Raw genomic sequence first — 20,565 nt, 5'->3', positions numbered from 1 at the left:
ATGCTTCGGATCAAGGGACTGAAAATACAGCGAGGAAGCGGCGTAAACGCGCACCGGGTTCATGTGCCCGAGCTGAATCTGGCACGCGGCACAGTGCTGGCGATTACCGGTGAGAGCGGTTGCGGCAAAAGCACACTGCTCGAAACCCTGGGTTTGCTGCTGGCTCCCGAAGCGCTTGGACAGTATCGACTGGGCAATCAGGACATCGCTGCCCTGCTGGCCGTCGACGATCAAGTGGCACTGGCCGATGTGCGCGCCCGCTCACTGGGGTTTGTGCTGCAAAGCGGTGGGCTGCTGCCGTTCCTCAAGGTCCGGGACAATATCAACCTGCCCAGACGCCTGCTGGGCCTGAGCAACAAAAGCGCTCATGTGGAACGGGCCATCGCTGCCCTGCATCTTGAGCCCTTGCTGGACAAGCTTCCTCAGGCACTCTCCATCGGTGAACGGCAACGGGTTGCCTGCGTGCGCGCCATCGCCCATCAGCCGCAACTCCTGCTGGCCGACGAACCCACAGCAGCACTCGACCCCCACAATGCACGACAACTGTTCGAGTTATTGCTGGGGCTGGTGGACGAACTGGGCCTCAGCGCGCTGGTGGTTTCCCATGACTGGAGCCTGGTGGACAGCTTCGGCCTGCCGCGCCTGAATGCCGTCAACCTGCCAGGGGAGACGCGCTTTGAAACGGTCCATTGAACGCCTCGGCTTGTTGGCAAGCCTGGCGCTGGCCGATCTCTGGCATGACCGCAAGGTGTCCTTGTGCATCGCCGCCTCACTGGTAGCGGTGATCGCTCCCCTGCTGTTGCTGTTCGGGCTCAAGCATGGCGTGGTCAGCCAGTTGCAGGACGAACTGCTGCGCGACCCGCGCAATCTGGAAATCAAACTGTTGAGTAGCGGCAACTATGACCAGCAATGGCTGAGCGCACTGCAACAGCGGCCAGAAACCGGCTTCGCCCTTGGCATGACCCGCTCTCTCAATACCCAGGCCGATCTGATCGGCAGCAAAGGCCGTTTTGTCGACAACGCCGAAATCATTCCCACCGCTGTCGCAGACCCGCTATTGAACATGCCTGCCAGCGAATTGCTGCCTGGCCAGGTGATTCTCAGCGCTGCGGCAGCCGAACGCCTTTCCCTGATGACCGGCGACACCCTGCGCCTGCGTGTGCAGCGGCGTCTGGACGGCGCTCTTGAAAGAGGCGAAACCGCACTGACGCTGGTTGCCACACTCCCTGCTGCGATTTTTTCGCGGCCGGCAGCATTCGTCCATCCCGACCTTCTGTTGCAACTGGAGCGCTTTCGCGACGGCTATGCGGTCGATGCCCTGGGTGCCATAAGCGGTCAGTCAGCAGAACGCCTGACACCCCGCTATGCCCGCGCCCGCCTGTATGCACGGGACATCGAAAGTGTTGCGCCGCTGGAGCGCTGGCTGAACGCGCAGCACATCGAAACCGGCAGTCGACTGGCCGATATCGAGAATGTCAAAGCGATAAACCATGTGCTGGGCGTGATCTTCGGAGTCATTGCCGGTGCAGCCTTGCTGGGCTGCATCGCTTCGCTGGTGGGTGCCTTTCTCGCCAATATCGACCGCAAACGCCGCAGCCTGGCCTTGTTGCGACTGCTGGGTTTTACCGGCCCGGCCGTTGCAGGCTACGTGGTCTTGCAGGCCGTGGTGCTGGCATTGGCAGGCTACCTCGGCGGCCTGGGTTTCTACCTTGCGGGCAGCCAGGCCTTCAACCAGTTGCTGGGCGGTCAGCGCATCACCGGCAGTTTCGTTTGCCATATCACCCCTTTGCACGGCCTGACAGCGCTGGCGCTCGCCCTTGCGGTCGCGGCGCTGGTCGCGTTGGTCGGTGCCACACGGGCTATCAGAATCCAACCTGCGGAGAGTCTTCGTGAACTCTAGACACTGGCGCCACTTGCTGTTTGTGCCACTGGCCCTGGCCAGCCTTCAGGCTTCGGCTGCCTGGGAAGAGAAACTCTACAACCCCATGCCCGCTGCCGAAGACGTGGTACTGCCCATGCCTTGCGATGGCGCCATGGTGTTTCGCAAAGTATTCATCCCCCTGGCCGGCCCGCTGGACGACTACCCCATCAATATCGGTGGCGACAACAGCGAATGGGGCTATGTGGAACAGACTCACCCTGCCTTTATCGCGGGCAGCTTCACCGCAGAGAAAACCGCCAAGTCGCGCTACTACCTGCTGGCCAAATACGAGATGACGGACCTGCAATACAGCGCCCTGACGCAGGCAGAGTGCCCGAAACCCTCAAACAAGCAACGCTTCCCAGCAGTCTCCCTGAGCTGGATGCAGGCCATGGAAGCCGCCGACAAATACAACCTGTGGTTGCGCCAGAACGCAGCCGACAAGTTGCCAAAGGAAGACGGCGTCGCTGGCTTCGTGCGCTTGCCGACCGAAGTGGAGTGGGAGTTTGCCGCTCGCGGCGGACTGAACGTCAGCACTGCGGAGTTCAGGGACTTGCGCTATCCGATGCCGGACGGGCTGAACGCTTATGAATGGTTCGCAGGTGCTCAGTCCTCCAACGGCAAGTTGCAACTGGCAGGCCTGCTAAAACCCAACCCCCTTGGCCTGCACGATATGCTCGGCAACGTCGACGAGATGATGTTCGAGCCGTTCCGCCTGAACAAGCTCGACCGTCAGCACGGCCAGGCCGGTGGCTATGTGGTGCGCGGTGGCGACTACCGCACGGCTCAGGGTGAGTTGCGCAGCGCTTTGCGCAAGGAGCGCAATTACTACGAAGACAAGGCCGCTGCCACCAGCAAGACCACAGGTCTGCGTCTGGCAATGGTGTCCAGCACCCTCACCTCCCGCGAGCGGGTCAGCAGTATCGAAAGCAGCTGGAAAAAACTCGGCACCGGCAGTGGCGAAACGGCTCAGGATAAAGACAAGAGTGCCGTGCAGGCACTTGGCACTCTGGCTTCAGGGGTTGCCGACGAAGCCTTGAAGGAACAGCTCAAGACTCTGGAAAACCAGCTGCGCGCCAGCAATCAGCAGCAGGAAGAAACCCGCGATCAGGCCATACGCGCCAGCCTCAATCTTGGTGCGTTCCTGTGCACCAAGATGCTCGACGACGGTAAATACCTGGACTTCCTGCAGAAAAACTACGACCTCAACTGTTCGGCCAGCGAGCAGGACAGCAGTTGCCCGATGCGCAAAGGCAAGCTCGACGAACAGAAAGATCGCCTGCACAAGCTCAGCCGCTACTACGCCAGCAGTCTGGTGGATTCAGGCACCCTTTATGGCGAACCGCTGCTGGCCCGACAAGTACCGGTCATGGGTGAAATCGTCGCCCGCAACGAACAGCTCAAAGAGCTCAAGCCGTATCTGCAGACCCACTGGGTCAATCAGCAGGCCTTTCTCAAAACCCAGAAAATCGACACCGATGCCTGGCTTGGCCGCTGCAAGGCCGTCAGTCAGTAATTCGATGCACCGTTTACCACCAGGAGCTGTAGCATGAAACAAGTATGTGATTATCTTCCCAAGGCCATGCTGGGCCTGTTTCTGTCCGTCAGTCTGGTACTGGGCGGTTGCGCTCACACCGGCAGTAACCTGCTTGGCGAGACCGGCACGGCACCTGACCCGCGTCTGACCCAGAGCGCTGACGCCAAGTTCTTCTCCTCCTCGGGCCTGACAGCCTGTGCCGGCGCTGCCGGAGTGGGCATTCTGGCGTGCGCAGTGGCCAACCCCAACGACAAGGTCAAATGCATGGTGGTAGCCGGTATCGCCGCGTGCGGCGTGGCCATGGGTGCCAACTATTACTACGACTATCGCCGCAGCCAGTACTCCAACACGACCCAGCGTCTGCAGTTGATGAATGACGAAGTCAAAGCCGACACCGATAAAGTCGCCTTGCGTACCGCCACCCTGCAGCAGGTGATCAGCGACGACAAAGGCCGTATCGCCGATATCCAGAAGTCCATCCAGAACAAGACGGTGGACAAGGCCAAGGCCCAACAGGAAATCGCCAGCGTCGACAGCAACCTGACGCAAATGCGCAAGGACCTGGATGGCATGCGCAACAAAGTGACCGAGTACCAGAAAACCGCGCAACTTGAGCGCACCAACGGCGGTGGCAAGCAAGTTACCGAAATCGAGGGTGAAATCGCCAAGATGAACACCAAGGTCGCGTCCCTGCAAAAAGAAGTCGACGGCCTTTACAGCCAACGCTCGGCTATCACTCTGGGTTGAGGTGGACATGATCATTCGCGCATTGCTGGTCTGCTCCGGGCTGTTGCTGCTGGGTGGCTGTGCCACTCAACCGGGTAGCTGCGACTCAAACAATACCGAGGCCAGCCTGATCGCCAAGATGAACTGCGATCATTCGGGTGGCTACAGCGACCAGATCCGCCAGCGTGAGCAGGCATTGGTGGCGGCACGTAACGAAAACGCTGCGTTCCACGAGGTCTACGACAACCTGGTGGCCCAGCAGCAAGCCACCAGCAAAAGCCTGGCCGAGCAGCAACGCCAACAGGCCGTGCTGGACACGTCCATGAGCAAACTGCTGGGTCAGCTCAAGACCCGTCATGCCAACAAGTCCCAGGTTCAGCAGCAGATCGCTGACCTGGAAAAACAGATGGCCGCTCAGAAGAAACTCACCGCCAGCACCGACCCGGCAGTGGTCGAAGCCCGAAAGCAGGAACTCAAGACCCTGCAGCAAAAGGTTTCAAGGCTGCAACTCAGCCTCGGCTACGAATGATCCTTTCTTGAGGCCCTGCGGGGCCTCGTCCTGTTCTGGACCTGCGCCATGCAACGCATCACCCGCGACGCCACATCTCCGTCTCCAGAACTGCTGCGCAGCCTGGAAAACAAGGTCGAACTGCTGCACCGTCATCTCCCGCCCAGTGTTGCCAGCCTTTACGCCACTCCACGTGCCGGAACCCAGGACACGCTGCAATGGTGGTCGGAACTCGGAGGCCAGCCGCTGACCTATGAAAGCCTTGGCTCCACAGCCCGACAAGCATTGTTGGCTCGCTACGAACAACGCCAACAGGCCATCCGGCAATTGGTGGATGAACTGAAGGCTCGCGGCAAGACTGAGGAGTCTCAGGCCCTGGACACCCTGATCGGTGCGCCGGATCTGGACAATCTCTACAGCCTGAACGACGAACCGGTAGTGGTTCGCTGGGGCCTGAAACCCAAAGCTGTACCGCCCGTTTCCAGTGCAGCACCTACGCCTCCACCGGTGCCTTTGCCCATCGTGCCCTCAACACGCTGGTGGCTGCGCATCCCTCTGTGGCTGCTGTTATTGCCTTTGCTGCTTCTGTTGCTGTGGCTGCTCTGGACCTGGCGCGGTAGCGTGTGGAACCTGATTTACCCGACACCTGTAGAAAGTTATGCCTGCACCGCAAACACGCCCAAACCGGACTTTGTGGTGGTGCTGGACACCTCCGGCTCCATGAACATCAACATCAATGCCACGGCTGCAGACGAGGAATGGCTTTCTCAGACAGGCCAAAACCTGCCTGAAACCAATCCGAGAAAGGCCAGCCTGCTGGCAGAGCCCACCCGCATGACAGTGGCCAAGCAATCCTTTGCCGCCATGATCGATCAGTTGCACCCGGACATCGATACCCGCCTGATTACCTTCAAGGGCTGCACCCATACGGTGGATCAGGGCCTGTTCGGGCGCAACGCGCGGCCACAGCTGATTGCTGGCGTCAACCAGCTCCAGGCGGATGACGGCACACCCTTGGCGGCCAGCCTTGCCGATGCAGCCAGCAAGGTCGACGGGCGCTTCAAGGATGCGGTCGTGGTGATGTTTGTCGACGGAGAAGATGGCTGTGAGCAGAACGCTTGCGAGGTATCGGCACGTATCGCCAGCCAGCAGCCACGACTGCGAGTGAACGTGGTCAATATCAGCGACAGCGCCCTGTCCAACTGTATTGCCGAAAACACCGGAGGTCGCGTCTATGCGGCAAACAATGCCGTAGAGGTGCAGCGCATGCTGCGTGAAGCCATGGATGAGGTATCGAACAAGCCGAACTGCCCGGGCGAGCAGAAACCATAACAGCCCAGAGACTGGCCTGAAGCGGCTCACACCGCTTCAGGCTGACTCTTGAAAGACCAGCTTCAGACGTCGAAACGATCCAGATTCATCACTTTGGTCCAGGCGGCAACGAAGTCGCTGACGAACTTCTCCTGAGCATCAGCGCTTGCATAGACTTCGGAGATTGCACGCAGTTGAGCGTGGGAACCGAAGACCAGATCGACACGAGTGCCGGTCCATTTCACCTGACCGGTCTTGCGATCACGCCCCTGGAAGGTGTCGTTAGTGCCTGAAGTCGCATTCCACGCCGTCCCCATATCGAGCAGGTTGACGAAGAAGTCATTGGTCAACGCTTCTGGCCGCTGGGTAAACACGCCATGCTGGCTATTGTCGGCATTGATATTCAGGACCCGCAGGCCTGCCAGCAGCACGGTCAGTTCCGGTGCGGTCAGGGTCAGCAGTTGCGCCTTGTCCACCAGCAACGCTTCGGCCGAAACCTTGTAGTTGCCTTTCAGGTAGTTGCGGAAGCCGTCGGCGATAGGTTCGAGGAAGCCGAAGGATTCCACGTCCGTCTGCTCTTGCGAGGCGTCGGTGCGGCCCGGTGTGAACGGGACCTTGACGCTCTGCCCGGCATTGCTGGCTGCTTTTTCGATGCCTGCGCTGCCTGCCAACACGATCAGGTCGGCCAGGGAAATCTTCTTGCCGCCCGCCTGCGCACCGTTGAATTCGGCCTGAATCCCTTCGAGGGTTTTCAGTACTTTCGCCAGTTGCTCGGGCTGGTTGACCGGCCAGTCTTTCTGCGGAGCCAGACGGATACGCGCACCGTTGGCACCACCGCGTTTGTCGGAGCCACGGAAGGTCGAAGCCGATGCCCATGCGGTGGACACCAGTTGCGAGACCGACAGGCCCGACGCCAGGATCTTGCTCTTGAGGGCGGCAACGTCGCTGTCATCCACCAAGGCATGGTCGACGGCTGGAAGCGGGTCTTGCCAGAGCAGTTCTTCGGTGGGGTTTTCCGGCCCGAGATAACGAGCCAACGGGCCCATGTCGCGGTGGGTCAGCTTGAACCAGGCGCGGGCAAAGGCGTCGGCCAGTTGATCCGGATTGGCGAGGAAGCGGCGAGAAATCGGCTCATAGATCGGGTCGAAACGCAGCGCCAGGTCGGAGGTCAGCATGCTCGGTGCATGGCGCTTGGAAGGGTCGTGGGCATCAGGCACAGTGCCAGCGCCCTCGCCGTTCTTCGGCGTCCACTGATGCGCGCCTGCCGGGCTTTTGGTCAACTCCCAGTCGAAACGGAACATGTTTTCCAGGTATTCGTTGCTCCACTTCGTTGGCGTGGACGTCCAGGTCACTTCCAGACCGCTGGTGATGGTGTCAGCGCCCTTGCCGGTGCCAAAGCTGTTTTTCCAGCCAAAGCCCTGCTCTTCCAGGCCAGCGGCTTCAGGTTCAGCGCCCACGTTGCTTGCAGGACCGGCACCGTGGGTCTTGCCGAAGGCGTGACCGCCCGCGATCAGGGCAACGGTTTCTTCATCGTTCATGGCCATGCGGCCGAAGGTTTCGCGAATGTCCTTGGCGGACTCGATCGGGTCAGGATTGCCTTCCGGGCCTTCAGGGTTTACGTAGATCAGGCCCATCTGCACGGCGGCCAGCGGGTTTTCCAGGTTGCGCCCTTCGCTGTCGGTGCGCTTCTCTTCGCTGCCATGCAGCTCAGGCTCGGCAACCAGGACGCCCTCGCCCGGTGGTTGAGTATCCTTGCCATAGCGAGTGTCGCCACCCAGCCAGGTCTTTTCGGAACCCCAGTACACGTCTTCTTCAGGTTCCCACACGTCCGGGCGACCGCCGGAGAAACCGAAGGTCTTGAAGCCCATGGACTCCAGCGCCACGTTGCCGGTGAGGATGATCAGGTCGGCCCAGGAAATCTTGCGTCCGTATTTCTGCTTGATCGGCCAGATCAGGCGACGGGCCTTGTCCAGGCTGACGTTGTCCGGCCAGCTATTGAGTGGTGCGAAGCGCTGCTGACCCGCACCGGCGCCGCCACGGCCATCGGCGGTGCGGTAAGTCCCGGCGCTGTGCCAGGCCATGCGCACGAACAGCGGCCCGTAATGACCGAAGTCGGCAGGCCACCAGTCCTGGGAATCGGTCATCAGGGCGTGCAGGTCTTTCTTCACGGCCTCAAGGTCGAGGCTCTTGAACGCTTCAGCGTAATCGAATGCCTCGCCCAGTGGATCGGACAAGGATGAATGCTGATGCAGGATTTTCAGATTGAGTTGCTCAGGCCACCAGTCTCGGTTCGTTGTACCACCACCCGCAGCATGGTTGAACGGACATTTTGATTCGGTTGACATGTACTGCTACCTCTTGGTCTGCATCCTGCTATCCGGCCAGGCCTCAAGCCCGGGCGCGACAGATGATGTCTATGGCATATACAGAGCCCGCTGGTTCTCTGGGCTCCGTTCTCACGGCAGTGCTCGTTACCGACCTTCATCTGGAGTTGCATCGGCAACGATTAGCCTAGACGAGTCCATGAGGCAGAGCTAGGGGGCAAATCCGGCAGACAATAAAAAACCCGCGGCCACCCTGAGCGGGCGACAGCGGGTTTCGGGTGTTGCGCGGCTTACTTGCTGTCAGGCAGCGCGTAAGCGATCACGTAATCGCCACGGTCCGGCGACTGGCGTGCGCCACCGGCAGTGATGACGATGTACTGCTTGCCGGTCTTGGGCGAAACATACGTCATCGGGCCGCCCTGGCTGCCTACTGGCAGGCGGGCTTTCCAGGCTTCTTCGCCGTTGGCGGAGTTGAAGGCGCGCAGGTAGTAATCCTGAGTACCGGCGATAAACACCAGTCCACCCTGAGTGGACAGCGTACCGCCCAGGGTCGGCATGCCGATCGGCAATGGCAAATGCATCTTGATGCCCATGGGGCCGGTGTCTTCAACGGTGCCAACCGGCACTTGCCAGGCGACTTTCTGGGTTTTCATGTCGATGGCAGTCAGGGTGCCGAAAGGCGGTGCCTGACAAGGAATACCGGCCACCGACAGGAAGCGGTTCTTGTTCACCGCATACGGCGTGCCCTTGAGCGGTACTGCACCCATGCCGGTGTTCAGCGCTTCGCCACCGGACGAGGCCTTGGCGTCTTTCTCCTGCGGGACCATCTGAATCCACAGGCCCAGGCGCATGTCATTGACGAAGATGAAGCCATGTACCGGATCGGTCGAAATGCTGCCCCAGTTCAAGCCACCCAGAGAACCCGGGAAGCTCAGGGAAACATCGGTACCCGGCGCGGTGTACAGGCCTTCATAACGCATCTTCTTGAAGGAGATACGGCACAGCATCTGGTCGAACGGCGTCGCGCCCCACATGTCCGATTCCGTCAGGTGCGGTGCGCCGATCTGTGGCATGCCCACCGACAGTGGCTCGGTCTTGGAGTAAGGCTCGTTGGGAATATTCGACGGTTTGACCGGAATCTCGTCAACCTGGGTCAGCGGCTGGCCCGTGGCACGATCCAGCACGAAGATCTGACCGGCCTTGGTGCCGATCACCAGAGCAGGCACCTTGCTGCCATCGGCCTTGGTGAAGTCGATCAGGCTTGGCTGCATCGGCAGGTCGAAGTCCCACAGGTCGTTATGGACGGTCTGGTAGACCCACTTCTCTTCGCCTGTGGTCGCGTTCAATGCCAGCACCGAAGCGCCGTACTTGTGATCCAGTGCGGTACGTTCCACACCATAGATGTCGGTGGACGAACTGCCCATGGGCAGGAAGACCGTGTTCATCGCCGGGTCGTAAGACATCGGAGCCCAGCTGTTAGGCGTGCTGCGCACATACGTGCGGCCTTCAGCCGGGGCTTTCTTGTCTTCAGGGTTGCCTGGGTCGAACGCCCAGCGCATTTCACCCGTCACCACGTCGAAACCACGGATAACGCCACCGGGCATGTCAGCCTGAACGTTGTCAGCGACACGACCGCCGACAACCACTGTGGTCCCGGCCATCAAGGGTGCCGACGACAGTTGGTAGTAAGCATCCGGGACCTTGCCCAGACCGGCTTTCAGATCGATCTGGCCGTTATTGCCAAAACCCTGGCAGAACTCGCCGGTGTCGGCATCCACGGCAATCAGGCGCGCATCGATGGTGTTGGTCAGCAAACGACGCTGGCAATTGGCACCCGCCGCTACGACAACAGCCTTGGCTGGCGTGCTGCCGTCGGTTGGCTGGGCAACGGCTGCGGTGACGTCGAAGTAAGCCAGACCACGGCAACGCTGCCAGACCGCCGCCTGAGCGTTGATCTCGCTCTTCCACAGTTTTTTGCCGGTGTCGGCATCGAGCGCGATGATGTTGTTGTGCGGGGTGCAGATAAACACCTTGTCGCCAATCTGCAGCGGAGTGGTCTGGTCTTCGGCACCGTTGCCGTTGCTGATTGCGATGTCGCCGGTGTTGTAGGTCCAGGCCGGCACCAGTTTCGAGACATTGCTGCGATTGATCTGGTCCAGGGCTGCGAAACGGCTGCCGCCTTCATCATTACCGTAGTGCTGCCAGTCTTTCTGGGCTTTTGCAGGGTCGACGCTGGTCAGGCCTGGGCCGTTGCCGGTGGGTGAAACCGAAGCGTGAGGCACGAACATTCCCGCACCAGCCGCAACAATGGCGATGGCCAGAGCACCCGCCAGAGCATAAGAGGCACCACCGGCCTTCTGGCCATTCGCCTTGCACAACACCGGATAAATCAGCGCCACCAACAGGCTCAGAACACCCAGAGCGAACAACCGCGAAATCAGCGGCCAGAAATTCAACCCGGCATCAGCCAGTGCCCAAAGCACCGTCAGCACCATCACTGCCGCGAACAGCCAGGCACCTGAAAGGCGTTGCCTGAAGAGCAGAACACTCGATGCGATCAGGCCAAGACCGGCCAGCAGGAAGTACCAACTGCCACCCAGCGTGACGAGATAGCCGCCTCCTGCGGCGAAAAGCAATCCAAATACCAGTACACCCAGCGCGACAACCCGAATGGGCCAGCGACTGAAGGATGCCGAAGGTTGAGACTTAGTCATGTTGCATGATCCTGCTGATGCATGAACGCTTGAGAAAAACGGGGCTTTTCCGGCAGCTCAGAGGCAAAGCCCACTGTAGGATTTTCCGGCTCTGAACATCGGGATCGATGTCTGCGGAAAATTATTAACTAAACGGTTACTTTTTTAACGATACCAAAAAAGTCGCTAGCTGCGTCAGATTGTCACCTGTACAAAATGAGAATAACCCTTACGTATTCGGTAACAATTCATCTGTCTGTGAAGGCAATGAAAGTGCCGATGGGAATCTTCAGCGACATTGGTCAGAATACCGAACAAAGAATTGTTCTCACCCGCAGGTGCTTCTCATGCAACCCCATCGCCCCGCTGGCACCCATGCCCATATCCTGGCCATTGAAGATGATCCGCTGCTGGCGGCTCATCTGCAGAGCCATCTCAGCGAGCGCGGTTTTACGATCACACTGCGCCAGGACGGCAAAGAAGTTCTGGAGTTGGTGCGCTCGGAAGATTTCGATCTGATCCTGATGGACATCATGCTGCCCGACAGCAACGGCCTGGAGATCCTGGCCCGGCTGCGCCAGCGTCAGCGCTTGCCGGTGATCCTGATGTCGGCACTGGGTGCCGAGCAGGACCGGATCGTCGGTTTCAGCCAGGGCGCGGATGATTACCTGCCCAAGCCGTTCAGCATGCTGGAAATGGATGTGCGCATCGACGCCATCCTGCGTCGTGTGGCGTACGAGCATGAAGCGCAAAAGAAGATTGGCAGTGACGAATCGCAATTGACCTTCGACGAGCAACGCACCGACGTCTGCCTGAACGATCAATGGGCGGATCTGAGCACCACCGAATACCGGATTCTGGAAACGCTGGTGCGCCATACGGGCGAAGTGCTGGGCAAGGCGTTCCTCTACCAGCAGGCCATGCACCGGGCGTACTCGCAGCATGATCGCAGCCTGGACATGCATGTCAGCCGCATTCGCCGCAAGTTGCAGGCCATCGGCTATAACGACAAGCGTCTGGAGACGGTGCGCGGCATGGGTTACGTGCTGACCCGGTTGATGCCATGAAACTGCCTCATCGCCACTCGCTGTTATGGAAATTCATTGGCGGCCTTGCCCTGCTCTGCCTCTTGATGGCCAGCCTGCAAAGCAGCCTGAACCGTCGTCTCAACGAAGCGACGGAGCGCTTGTCCGAACCCACCAAGCGAGCCCTCACCGACTATGCACGACAGGCCGAAGCCGCCTGGCAGAAAGACGGTACCCGCGGGGTCGACAAAGTGCTGCACAACCTGCGCAACCGGGAAAAGGTCTGGGCCGTGATCGTGGACCGGCAGCAGAACTCGCTGTCTTCACAGCCGCTGACAAAGCCGGAACTGGAAAGGCTGAATTTTGTACGCCGGCTTGATGGCATGGTGGGACGCCCCGGCGGTTTGCCCACTTTTTATATCCCCTTCGAAAACACCGAGGCACGCCTGGTGATGGATCTGCCCGGGCACTTTCATCCTCGTCAGCACAACGAACTGTGGGACCTGCTGCTGCAAAAAGTGCTTCCGACCAGCCTGGCGCTGCTGCTGGCCGTTCTGCTGTACCGCATTCTGATCTCGCCCATCGTGATCCTGCATCGTCAGGCCAATGCCTTGAGCACCGGTGATCTGGCGGCGCGGGTCGAGCCGCAGGTGGCTGAGCGCCGGGACGAACTGGGTGAACTGGCACGCGCCTTCAACCATATGGCCGGGCGTCTGGAGAACACCGTGGTCTTTCAGCGCCGCTTGTTGCGCACACTGTCCCATGAATTGCGCACACCGCTGAGCCGCTTGCGTGCGGCTGGCGAACGTGAACTGGACATCGACGCCATGCGCCAGCGCCAGGAACGCGAAGTACAGATCATGGAAAAACTGATCAGCGACACCCTGGAACTCGTGTGGCTGGATACCGAACGCCCTGTTCTGCCGCTGGAAACCGTAGAAGTGAAGGAGCTGTGGAATCTGTTGTGCGAGGACGTGTGCTTCGAGACCAACTGGCCCATGGAGCGGTTGCCATGCGACCTGCCGCCCGACTGCTACGTCAACGGCAACCTGAATGGTCTGGCACAGGCCCTGGAAAACATCCTGCGCAATGCCATTCGTCATTCACCTGATGGCGGCGTAGTGCGCCTGACCGGTTGCCGCGAAGGTGGTTACTGGCATCTGTGGATCGAAGATCAGGGGCCAGGCATCGAGCCCGAAAAACTGGAGCATGTCTTCCAGCCGTTCACCCGCCTCAACGCTGAACGCCCCGGTGGTGAAGGCTTCGGCCTCGGGCTTTCCATCGCCCGCAGCATCGTTGAATTGCAGAACGGCCAAATCTGGGCCGAGAACGCCACGCCAGGGCTGCGCCTGCACCTGCGTTTGAGAAGTGTATAAAGTGTAAAAAAGATTTACTCACATATGAGAATGAATACCATCTGCGCCCAGTCCAGCAGCACAGAGGCCCCGCGCCTCTCTGCACGCCATGAATGTCACAGGAGTGTTGCAGATGCATCCGCGATTCAAGCTCAGTCACCTTTGCCTGGCCCTGCTGGCCGCCTGCCCGTCGCTGGTGCTGGCCGAAACGGCAGAATCCGACAAGTCCGATGACGCCGTTCAGTTGTCCGACACCCATGTGGTGGCCACTGCCGAACAAGAGCTGAAGCAGGCATCGGGTGTATCGCTGATCAGCGCAGATGACATCAAGAAACGCCCACCGGTCAATGACCTCTCCGATATCGTGCGCAAGATGCCGGGCGTCAACCTGACCGGCAACAGCGCCAGCGGCGCACGTGGCAACAACCGCCAGATCGACCTGCGCGGCATGGGGCCGGAAAACACCCTGATCCTGATCGACGGCAAACCCGTCACCTCCCGCAACTCGGTGCGCTACACCCGTTCCGGCGAGCGCGATACCCGTGGCGACAGCAACTGGGTACCCGCCAGCGAAGTCGAGAGCATCGAAGTGCTGCGTGGCCCGGCGGCGGCCCGTTACGGCTCGGGCTCCATGGGCGGTGTGGTGAACATCATCACCAAACGTCCGACAGAATCCCTGACCGGCTCGATCACCGCCTACACCAACTTGCCGGAAGACGATGCGGAAGGCATGACCAAACGCACCACCTTCAGCCTGGCCGGCCCGCTGACCGATGCCCTCACCTTTCGCGTCTACGGCAACCTCAACAAGACCGATGCCGACGACGCCGACATCAACCAGGCGCACACCGACACCGCTTCCGGTGCATCGCTGGCAGCGGGCAGCGAAGGTGTGCGCAACAAGGATATAAACGGCCTGTTGAGCTGGGCGCTGGACACCAACCAGACCCTCGACTTTGAAGCCGGTTACAGCCGCCAGGGCAATATCTACGCCGGGGATGTCGGCACGGGCGGCACAGAAGCGCTGACCAACGGCAGTACCGTCAACGGCTGGCTGGGCCGGGAAACCAACACGATGTATCGCCAGAATTTCTCGGTCACCCATAACGGCGACTGGGCGTTCGGCACCTCGCGGCTGCTGGCCCAATACGAGAAGACCCGCAACTACAGATTGCTGGAAGGACAGACCGGCAGCGTCGATGGCGATATCAGTGCCAACGCGGACAAGAGCACCAGCACCTATGACAGCTACCTGTTGCAGGGCCAGCTGGATATCCCGCTGGAACTCCTGCGCCCGCAGACCCTGACCGTCGGCGCAGAGTGGAATTACCAGGAGCTGGATGACCCCAGCACCATGGACCGCGACATCGGCACCACGCTGGCCAACTCGGCAGCCGGGTCACGTCCCACCGACATGGACGCCACCATCATGGCCGTGTTCCTCGAAGACAATATCGAGCTGACGCCCAAATGGTTCCTGACTCCGGGTGTACGCCTCGACCATCACGACCAGTTCGGGGCCAACTGGAGCCCCAGCCTCAACTCCTCCTACAAGCTGACCGATGACATCACTCTCAAAGGCGGGATTGCCAGGGCCTTCAAGGCACCCAACCTGTACCAGTCCAACCCGAACTACCTGTACCGCAGCAACGGCAATGGCTGTGCGCCCAGCCTGAACTCAACGGGCTGCTACGTGCTGGGTAACGAAAATCTCGACCCGGAAATCAGCATCAACAAGGAGCTGGGCATCAGTTTTGCGCGGGATGGCTGGAGCGCCGGGCTGACCTACTTCCGTAACGATTACGAGAGCAAGATCGTCTCGTCCAACGACCTGACCGGCAGGACCGCAAGCAACGAAGCCATCCTGCGCTGGGACAATGCCGAGGACGCCGTGATCAAGGGTTGGGAAGGCAATGTCGGCGTCCCGCTGCTGGGCCAGAACGGCGACATCCTGAGCTGGAACACCAACCTCACCTACATGCAATCCAACGAGGATGATGACGGCAACCCGTTGTCGGTGGTGCCCGAATACACCGTCAATACCATGCTCGACTGGCAGGCCACCGAGGCGCTGTCCCTGAGCCTGACCGGCACCTACTACGGCAAGCAGGAACCGCGCGTCACCAACCCGCTGCGGGGTGTCGCCGTCACGGCGCAGAACGAGCTGAGAACCCTCGACCCTTACCATGTCTGGGGTATTGGCGGGACTTACGAGATCAACAAGAACCTCTCGGTCGGTGCAGGCCTCAACAATATGTTCGACAAGCGTATCTATCGCGAAGGCGCAGGCACCAGCGCGGGTGCAAGCACTTACAACGAGCCGGGACGCTCGGTCTATGCGTCCATCACCACGTCGTTCTGAAGCTGACCTGACGCTCGCAATGCAGGCCCGACCGGGAAACCGGTCGGGCCTGCATGTGCACGCGGCCTGATGAGTATCACCCATGAAAACACGATCCTTTTCCTGGTCCACCGTCTCCAGGATTGTCGCCGCACTGCCGGGTGGCTATGTGTTCACCTATGCCTTTACCGCAGCACTGGCGCGCCTGTTGCCGCTGGACAAGGTTGATGCCCTGGTGGTCTCCACGTTGCTGTCCTTTGTGGTTTACACCCTCGTCATCCTCTGGGCTTTCAGTTGCCGCAGCGCCTGGCGAGCCTGGGCCGGGCTGGCCCTGACGTTGCCTCTGGCGCTCATCGGCTTCTGGCCACAATGGCTGGAGCAACTGCCATGAAACACAAGACCCTCACCCAATCGCTGTCCTGGCTCCACACCTGGAGCGGACTGGTCTTTGGCTGGCTGCTGTTTTCGATCTTCCTCACCGGAACCCTGGCGGTGTTCGACAAGGAAATCGATGGCTGGATGCGACCGGAAATCCCGGCGCACTCGTTCGATCAGGCACAAATAACGCAACGCGCACTCGATTACCTGCAAGCCCATCACCCCAAGGCCAGCGCCTGGAACATCGGCCTGCCCAATGAGCGCTCACCCAATCTGGTGGTGTCCGCCGGAGAACAGCGACGCGGCGGCGGCACCTATCTGGACCCGTACACCAGCGAGCCTCTGGATGTACGCGCAACGGCAGGTGGCGGGTTCTTTTTCCTCTTTCACTTCACCCTCAACCTGCCGCGCAATATCGGCATCTGGATCGTGGGTCTGGCCGCCATGGCCATGCTGGCGGCACTCGTCAGCGGCATCGTGATTCACAAGAAATTCTTCAAGGAGTTCTTCACATTCCGCCCGGCCAAGGGCCAACGTTCCTGGCTCGATGCCCACAACGCCACAGCCGTGCTGGTGCTGCCGTTTCACTTGATGATCACGTATACGGGGCTGGTGATTTTCTACCTGATCTACATGCCAGCGGCGACAGATGCTCTGTTCGACGGCGACCGCGATGCCCTGGGCCGTGCAATCCGTGGCGGGCCGGCCATCGAGCAACAGGGGCAACGGCCGGAGCAGTCGGCAAGACGTAGCGAAGCAACGAGCCCCACAACGCTGACACCGCTAGGCCCACTGCTGGCCGAGGCCGAGCGAGTAATGGGGCCGGTGGCCGGGTTCTCTATCCAGAACCCCGGCAGCAGCGCTGCAAAAGTTGAAGTGCGCCCGGTGCTGGGCAACCGTATCGAACTGACCAAGGGCCAGAGCATGCTGTTCGACGGCGTGACCGGCAAGGTCCTGCGCCAGCCTGCGGAAAGTCGCCCGAGCCTGCTGACCCAGAAAGTCATGGCCGGCCTGCACTTCGCCCAGTTCGGCGGCTATCCGATGCGCTGGCTGTACTTCATCTGCGGCCTGGCCAGTTGCGCGATGATCGCCACCGGCATGGTGCTGTTCACCGTCAAACGACGTCGACGTCACGACAGTGAAGGTGCCATGGGTGCCTTGCTCTACCACACAGCCGAACGCCTGAACGTCACCGTGATCGCGGGCCTGATGCTGGCTTGTGCCGGCTTCTTGTGGGCCAACCGCCTGCTGCCGACAGAACTGGCCCAGCGCGGCCAGTGGGAAATCCGCGTGTTCTTTATCGTCTGGCTACTGAGCCTCGGCCACGCCATTGTCCGCCCGTGGCTCAACGCCTGGCGCGAACAACTGGCCCTGACCGCCCTGCTCTGCATCAGCCTGCCGCTCTTGGCACTGACCACCACGAATCGCGGCGAACATTTCGTTCTGGAGGCCACAACCGTAGCCCTTGGTGTATTGCTGGGCTGGACCTGCTGGAAAATCGGCCAACCCGCCAAGGAACGCCCCGCAAAACATCCCTCCACCGCCACAGCGCAGGTCAACTGAATGAGCATCGCATTGATCACCAGCCTGCTCCTGGCCTACAGCGGCATGCTGGGTTTGTGTCTGGGGCTGGAGCGGCATTACAAGCAACTGTCGCAACGTCCCCCCTCCAAAACATTGCGCCACACCCTGCGCACCGCAGGCTGGCTGGCATTGGCGGGCAGCTTCTTCACCAGCGCTCAGGTCTGGGGCTGGGCCATGGGGCCGGTGGGCTGGCTGGGGCTGGTTTCAATGACAGGCCTGGCGCTGGTCTTGTTGCTGCCGTATGCGATACGGCTGGCCGTGGGAGTGAGTGGTGCGGGTTGGGTGCTGCTCGGGGTGTTTACCCTCTCGGCGTAGAAGCGAACTCATTCGCGAATGATGATTTTTCGCGAATGAATTCTCCTACCGGGTTTTACCCGAGGGACGGTTCTTCATCTTCGTCTATCGGTGGGTTGACCGGCAGATCAGGGTCGTCGCTCTGATCATTGGTGAGCTCATCAACAGCGGGATCGGCATCAAACCCGGTTTCGCTGTCCGTCGGCCTGGTAACAGGGCTCTGTGAAACATTGCCCGGTGCATTTTCGTCAATTTCCATGACCATTCTCCGCGTGAAGCGCAGGATATCTGCGCTTTGTAGTGAGAAACGCCAGAGAGCCGGGAGTGCAAGGGAAGCGATGAGTGGCGGGAGATTAACCCGGATAACGGGTTTCCATGACCACCGACAGGGCATCCGGTCGCCAGAACTCCTGATCGAACTCCACCGGCTGGTCCTGCTCACCAAAATTCAGACGTTCCAGGTACAAACTGCTCGACCCCACTGTCAGTTGCAACAGCTCGGCCTGATGCTCATCCACGGTGCTGTTGTGCATGGTCAGCTCGCAACGGGATTGAACCCGTCTGAAGCGCTCCCTCAGCACCTGGGTCAGGGACGTATTCAGATCGGCTTCCAGCAACCCCGGACACCAACTGGCAACTAGGGCGTTGTACTCCAGCAGCACCGGGCGGCGATCAACCCAGCGACGGCGTTGCAGATGAAAGACCGGCTCGTCGGAAGACCTCAGCCCCATTCTTCTAGCCAGCCAGCTACCCGCAGGACGCAACTCGGCACTCAAACACTCGGTTACGGGCGTGCGACCTTGGGCAGCGACGTACTCCATGAAGCCGCTGATGCGGGTCGGGTCATAGCGAATGCGTTGCGGGCTGACGTACCAGCCTCGCCGGTTTTCCCGATATACCTGGCCATCGGCTTCCAGTTGCTGCAAGGCCTGACGCAATGTCACCCGCGTGCAGCCGAAACGCTCGGACATTTCACGCTCGGAGGGAAACTTCTGATCGGCCCGCGGTATTCCGCCCGCAATATCAGCGGCGATTTCGTCACGAATACGCTGGTAATGAGGAGGAATCGGATAGAAAGGCATGGGTGAGTCCGAGTAATCAATCAAACAAGGTCATGGCTATACGCTGCTGCCGGGCGGGCTTCCTGACTCAGCAGATCACGCCTCCAGGCCAGATAGCCGTAAGACGCCAGCACTACAAACCCCGCATACAGGCCTGCCGTCAGGTGCAGGTCCTTGTGCCAGTACATGCCGACATACAGGCAGTCCAGCACGATCCACAAAACCCAACTGACCACGTACTTGCGAGCAGCCCACACGCTGGCCACAAGGCTGAAAGCCGTCAGTGAGGCATCCAGCCAGGGCACGGCCGCATCCGTGAAGGTCGCCATCAGGCTGCCTAGCAACACCGCGCCCACTGCACCCACCGCCAGGCTCGATACCGCATCGCGTACCGACAGGCGCGTCACATGAACCTTACCGTGGTCGAGCCCGCCCTGGGTCCAGCGCCACCAGCCATAGCCTTGCAAAAAGGCAAAGATCAGCTGCAGGAGCATGTCCGAGTAAAGCCTGGCCTCGTAGAAGATCCACACGTACAACAGAACCGCCACGACACTCACAGGCCAGCACCAGCGGATACGCTGGGTGGTGAGCCAGACGCCGAGAATATTGATGGCCACGGCGATTATTTCCAGGGCTGACATGCTGTTCCCCTCGGCACAAATGCCTTATTGCTGCAGATCCAGCGCCTGTTGTTTGAGCTCCCGCTTGCGGGCGAAAGGCAAATCCTCCTGATCGCCGTAAGGCGCGCTGTACCATTTGCCATACGTGGGATTGGGCAGCAGGAACCAGCGTTGTCCCAGCCAGGCCAGATACGGGGCCGCCGCCTTGCGTTGCGCAGCGAGGTTGTTGCTGTCGGCCTGCACGAAATCACCGAAGGAATCCCCCACCAGCATCAGCACCCGGGCATGGTTGGCCACCCACTGGCGGCGGCAGGTTTTGCCGTAGCCGTCCTTTTCGCAGTTGCCGGTGGGCGTTGCAGCAGCCAGAACCTGCTGCGCATCGCTGATCGGGAAACCGCGCAGGCGCAGGTTTCTGACCGTTGCCTCGACCTGTGAATGTTCACGATTGGTCAGGTAATAGACCTGCACGCCACGTTGAGTGGCGGCCTGCAAAAAGTTGACCGCGCCCGGCAACGCCTGGGCCTTGGCCTGGTCGACCCACAGGTTCCAGCGATCATAGGAATAGGTCTGGTCATTGCGGATATCACGGGCGTTGAGCGGCACGTTATCGAGCAGGGTTTCGTCGATATCGACAATCACTGCCGGCGGCAATCCCGCAAGATTGCGCGCAGGTTGCGGCAAGGCATCCCAGGTCGGATCGGCCAGCGCCGCATCCAGTTGCCGGGTGGCGCTGGCAAACACCTGGCGGTAGATCAACTCATGCTCGATGGAGGTTTGCGTCCACAGCACGGCATCCAGTTGATCGTTGGCCGGTGGCCGTTGCTGACAGCCCGCGAGTGCGGCGAGTACGGCAAAAGTGCCGCCGATAATGAGTTGCTTGCCCATGA

The 20,565-nt window shown here is 60.3% G+C and carries 18 protein-coding genes; 12 read left to right on the top strand and 6 right to left on the bottom strand.

From position 1 onward, the window contains the following. Genes K5D32_RS03065 through K5D32_RS03040 form a run of 6 tightly spaced genes read left to right on the top strand, consistent with a single transcriptional unit; the run spans position 1 to position 6,024 of the window. On the top strand, positions 1-693 hold the full coding sequence (locus K5D32_RS03065; RefSeq protein WP_221575832.1) for an ABC transporter ATP-binding protein: 693 nt from the start codon (positions 1-3) through the stop codon (positions 691-693). Next, positions 677-1,900 carry an FtsX-like permease family protein gene (locus K5D32_RS03060; RefSeq protein ID WP_221599212.1) on the top strand — a complete coding sequence of 408 codons (1,224 nt, stop codon included), beginning with the start codon at positions 677-679 and terminating at the stop codon, positions 1,898-1,900. Before K5D32_RS03065 ends, K5D32_RS03060 begins: the two co-directional genes overlap by 17 nt. Positions 1,901-1,928: 28 nt before the next feature. After that, complete coding sequence (locus K5D32_RS03055) at positions 1,929-3,437, top strand: SUMF1/EgtB/PvdO family nonheme iron enzyme (RefSeq protein ID WP_221599285.1); 1,509 nt, start codon at positions 1,929-1,931, stop codon at positions 3,435-3,437. Positions 3,438-3,470: 33 nt separating this feature from the next. Next, a complete protein-coding gene (locus tag K5D32_RS03050; RefSeq protein WP_221575834.1) occupies positions 3,471-4,205 on the top strand; it encodes a hypothetical protein in 735 nt (244 codons plus the stop codon). Positions 4,206-4,212: 7 nt separating this feature from the next. Beyond that, the gene (locus K5D32_RS03045; protein ID WP_221599210.1) at positions 4,213-4,713 is read left to right on the top strand and encodes a hypothetical protein; all 501 of its coding nucleotides are present in this window, start codon (positions 4,213-4,215) and stop codon (positions 4,711-4,713) included. Positions 4,714-4,761: 48 nt separating this feature from the next. Continuing rightward, on the top strand, positions 4,762-6,024 hold the full coding sequence (locus K5D32_RS03040; protein WP_221599209.1) for a hypothetical protein: 1,263 nt from the start codon (positions 4,762-4,764) through the stop codon (positions 6,022-6,024). A gap of 62 nt (positions 6,025-6,086) precedes the next feature. Here K5D32_RS03040 and katG read toward each other — a convergent pair whose 3' ends face one another. Further along, positions 6,087-8,348: a catalase/peroxidase HPI gene (gene katG / locus K5D32_RS03035; protein ID WP_221599208.1), complete on the bottom strand. Its 2,262-nt coding sequence runs from the start codon at positions 8,346-8,348 to the stop codon at positions 6,087-6,089. A 269-nt stretch (positions 8,349-8,617) separates the two neighbouring features. Next, positions 8,618-11,041 (bottom strand): glucose/quinate/shikimate family membrane-bound PQQ-dependent dehydrogenase, encoded by a 2,424-nt coding sequence (locus K5D32_RS03030; protein ID WP_221599207.1) that lies wholly within the window; start codon positions 11,039-11,041, stop codon positions 8,618-8,620. A gap of 326 nt (positions 11,042-11,367) precedes the next feature. Here K5D32_RS03030 and K5D32_RS03025 point away from each other — a divergent pair, with 326 nt between their 5' ends. The 6 genes from K5D32_RS03025 to K5D32_RS03000 all read left to right on the top strand — a co-directional run bounded on the left by K5D32_RS03025 (position 11,368) and on the right by K5D32_RS03000 (position 18,018). Beyond that, complete coding sequence (locus K5D32_RS03025; protein WP_221599205.1) at positions 11,368-12,087, top strand: response regulator transcription factor; 720 nt, start codon at positions 11,368-11,370, stop codon at positions 12,085-12,087. Then, positions 12,084-13,421 carry a sensor histidine kinase gene (locus tag K5D32_RS03020; RefSeq protein ID WP_221599204.1) on the top strand — a complete coding sequence of 446 codons (1,338 nt, stop codon included), beginning with the start codon at positions 12,084-12,086 and terminating at the stop codon, positions 13,419-13,421. Before K5D32_RS03025 ends, K5D32_RS03020 begins: the two co-directional genes overlap by 4 nt. Before the next feature lie 112 nt (positions 13,422-13,533). Continuing rightward, positions 13,534-15,762, top strand: coding sequence for a FepA family TonB-dependent siderophore receptor (locus K5D32_RS03015; RefSeq protein WP_221599203.1), 2,229 nt, complete (start codon positions 13,534-13,536; stop codon positions 15,760-15,762). Between the two features lie 82 nt (positions 15,763-15,844). After that, the gene (locus tag K5D32_RS03010; protein ID WP_221593017.1) at positions 15,845-16,132 is read left to right on the top strand and encodes a DUF3649 domain-containing protein; all 288 of its coding nucleotides are present in this window, start codon (positions 15,845-15,847) and stop codon (positions 16,130-16,132) included. Continuing rightward, positions 16,129-17,682: a PepSY domain-containing protein gene (locus tag K5D32_RS03005; RefSeq protein ID WP_221593016.1), complete on the top strand. Its 1,554-nt coding sequence runs from the start codon at positions 16,129-16,131 to the stop codon at positions 17,680-17,682. The genes K5D32_RS03010 and K5D32_RS03005 overlap by 4 nt, the downstream gene beginning before the upstream one ends. Next, entirely contained in the window at positions 17,683-18,018 is a 336-nt protein-coding gene (locus tag K5D32_RS03000) for a DUF3325 domain-containing protein (protein WP_221593015.1), read from the top strand. Positions 18,019-18,073: 55 nt separating this feature from the next. On the opposite strand, the gene K5D32_RS02995 is transcribed toward K5D32_RS03000, so the two are convergent. The 4 genes from K5D32_RS02995 to K5D32_RS02980 all read right to left on the bottom strand — a co-directional run bounded on the left by K5D32_RS02995 (position 18,074) and on the right by K5D32_RS02980 (position 20,563). Beyond that, entirely contained in the window at positions 18,074-18,256 is a 183-nt protein-coding gene (locus K5D32_RS02995; RefSeq protein ID WP_221575845.1) for a hypothetical protein, read from the bottom strand. A 94-nt stretch (positions 18,257-18,350) separates the two neighbouring features. Beyond that, positions 18,351-19,079, bottom strand: coding sequence for a GntR family transcriptional regulator (locus tag K5D32_RS02990; protein WP_221593014.1), 729 nt, complete (start codon positions 19,077-19,079; stop codon positions 18,351-18,353). 20 nt (positions 19,080-19,099) lie between these two features. Continuing rightward, positions 19,100-19,699: a nicotinamide riboside transporter PnuC gene (gene pnuC, locus K5D32_RS02985; protein ID WP_221575847.1), complete on the bottom strand. Its 600-nt coding sequence runs from the start codon at positions 19,697-19,699 to the stop codon at positions 19,100-19,102. A gap of 24 nt (positions 19,700-19,723) precedes the next feature. Continuing rightward, a complete protein-coding gene (locus K5D32_RS02980; RefSeq protein ID WP_221575848.1) occupies positions 19,724-20,563 on the bottom strand; it encodes a 5'-nucleotidase, lipoprotein e(P4) family in 840 nt (279 codons plus the stop codon). Between the last annotated feature and the right edge of the window lie 2 nt (positions 20,564-20,565).

Origin of the sequence: Pseudomonas cichorii (assembly GCF_019719005.1) — a bacterium.
Lineage (GTDB): Bacteria > Pseudomonadota > Gammaproteobacteria > Pseudomonadales > Pseudomonadaceae > Aquipseudomonas > Aquipseudomonas cichorii_E.
This window is presented reverse-complemented; position numbering and strand designations above follow the sequence as displayed.

What these genes read in the sequence shown, in the direction of transcription:
- K5D32_RS03065 (WP_221575832.1), top strand. Translation starts at nt 1, where the DNA reads ATGCTTCGGATCAAGGGACTGAAAATACAGCGAGGAAGCGGCGTAAAC.
- K5D32_RS03050 (WP_221575834.1), top strand. Translation starts at nt 3,471, where the DNA reads ATGAAACAAGTATGTGATTATCTTCCCAAGGCCATGCTGGGCCTGTTT.
- K5D32_RS03045 (WP_221599210.1), top strand. Translation starts at nt 4,213, where the DNA reads ATGATCATTCGCGCATTGCTGGTCTGCTCCGGGCTGTTGCTGCTGGGT.
- K5D32_RS03040 (WP_221599209.1), top strand. Translation starts at nt 4,762, where the DNA reads ATGCAACGCATCACCCGCGACGCCACATCTCCGTCTCCAGAACTGCTG.
- katG (WP_221599208.1), bottom strand. Translation starts at nt 8,348, where the DNA reads ATGTCAACCGAATCAAAATGTCCGTTCAACCATGCTGCGGGTGGTGGT.
- K5D32_RS03030 (WP_221599207.1), bottom strand. Translation starts at nt 11,041, where the DNA reads ATGACTAAGTCTCAACCTTCGGCATCCTTCAGTCGCTGGCCCATTCGG.
- K5D32_RS03025 (WP_221599205.1), top strand. Translation starts at nt 11,368, where the DNA reads ATGCAACCCCATCGCCCCGCTGGCACCCATGCCCATATCCTGGCCATT.
- K5D32_RS03020 (WP_221599204.1), top strand. Translation starts at nt 12,084, where the DNA reads ATGAAACTGCCTCATCGCCACTCGCTGTTATGGAAATTCATTGGCGGC.
- K5D32_RS03015 (WP_221599203.1), top strand. Translation starts at nt 13,534, where the DNA reads ATGCATCCGCGATTCAAGCTCAGTCACCTTTGCCTGGCCCTGCTGGCC.
- K5D32_RS03010 (WP_221593017.1), top strand. Translation starts at nt 15,845, where the DNA reads ATGAAAACACGATCCTTTTCCTGGTCCACCGTCTCCAGGATTGTCGCC.
- K5D32_RS03005 (WP_221593016.1), top strand. Translation starts at nt 16,129, where the DNA reads ATGAAACACAAGACCCTCACCCAATCGCTGTCCTGGCTCCACACCTGG.
- K5D32_RS03000 (WP_221593015.1), top strand. Translation starts at nt 17,683, where the DNA reads ATGAGCATCGCATTGATCACCAGCCTGCTCCTGGCCTACAGCGGCATG.
- K5D32_RS02995 (WP_221575845.1), bottom strand. Translation starts at nt 18,256, where the DNA reads ATGGAAATTGACGAAAATGCACCGGGCAATGTTTCACAGAGCCCTGTT.
- K5D32_RS02990 (WP_221593014.1), bottom strand. Translation starts at nt 19,079, where the DNA reads ATGCCTTTCTATCCGATTCCTCCTCATTACCAGCGTATTCGTGACGAA.
- pnuC (WP_221575847.1), bottom strand. Translation starts at nt 19,699, where the DNA reads ATGTCAGCCCTGGAAATAATCGCCGTGGCCATCAATATTCTCGGCGTC.
- K5D32_RS02980 (WP_221575848.1), bottom strand. Translation starts at nt 20,563, where the DNA reads ATGGGCAAGCAACTCATTATCGGCGGCACTTTTGCCGTACTCGCCGCA.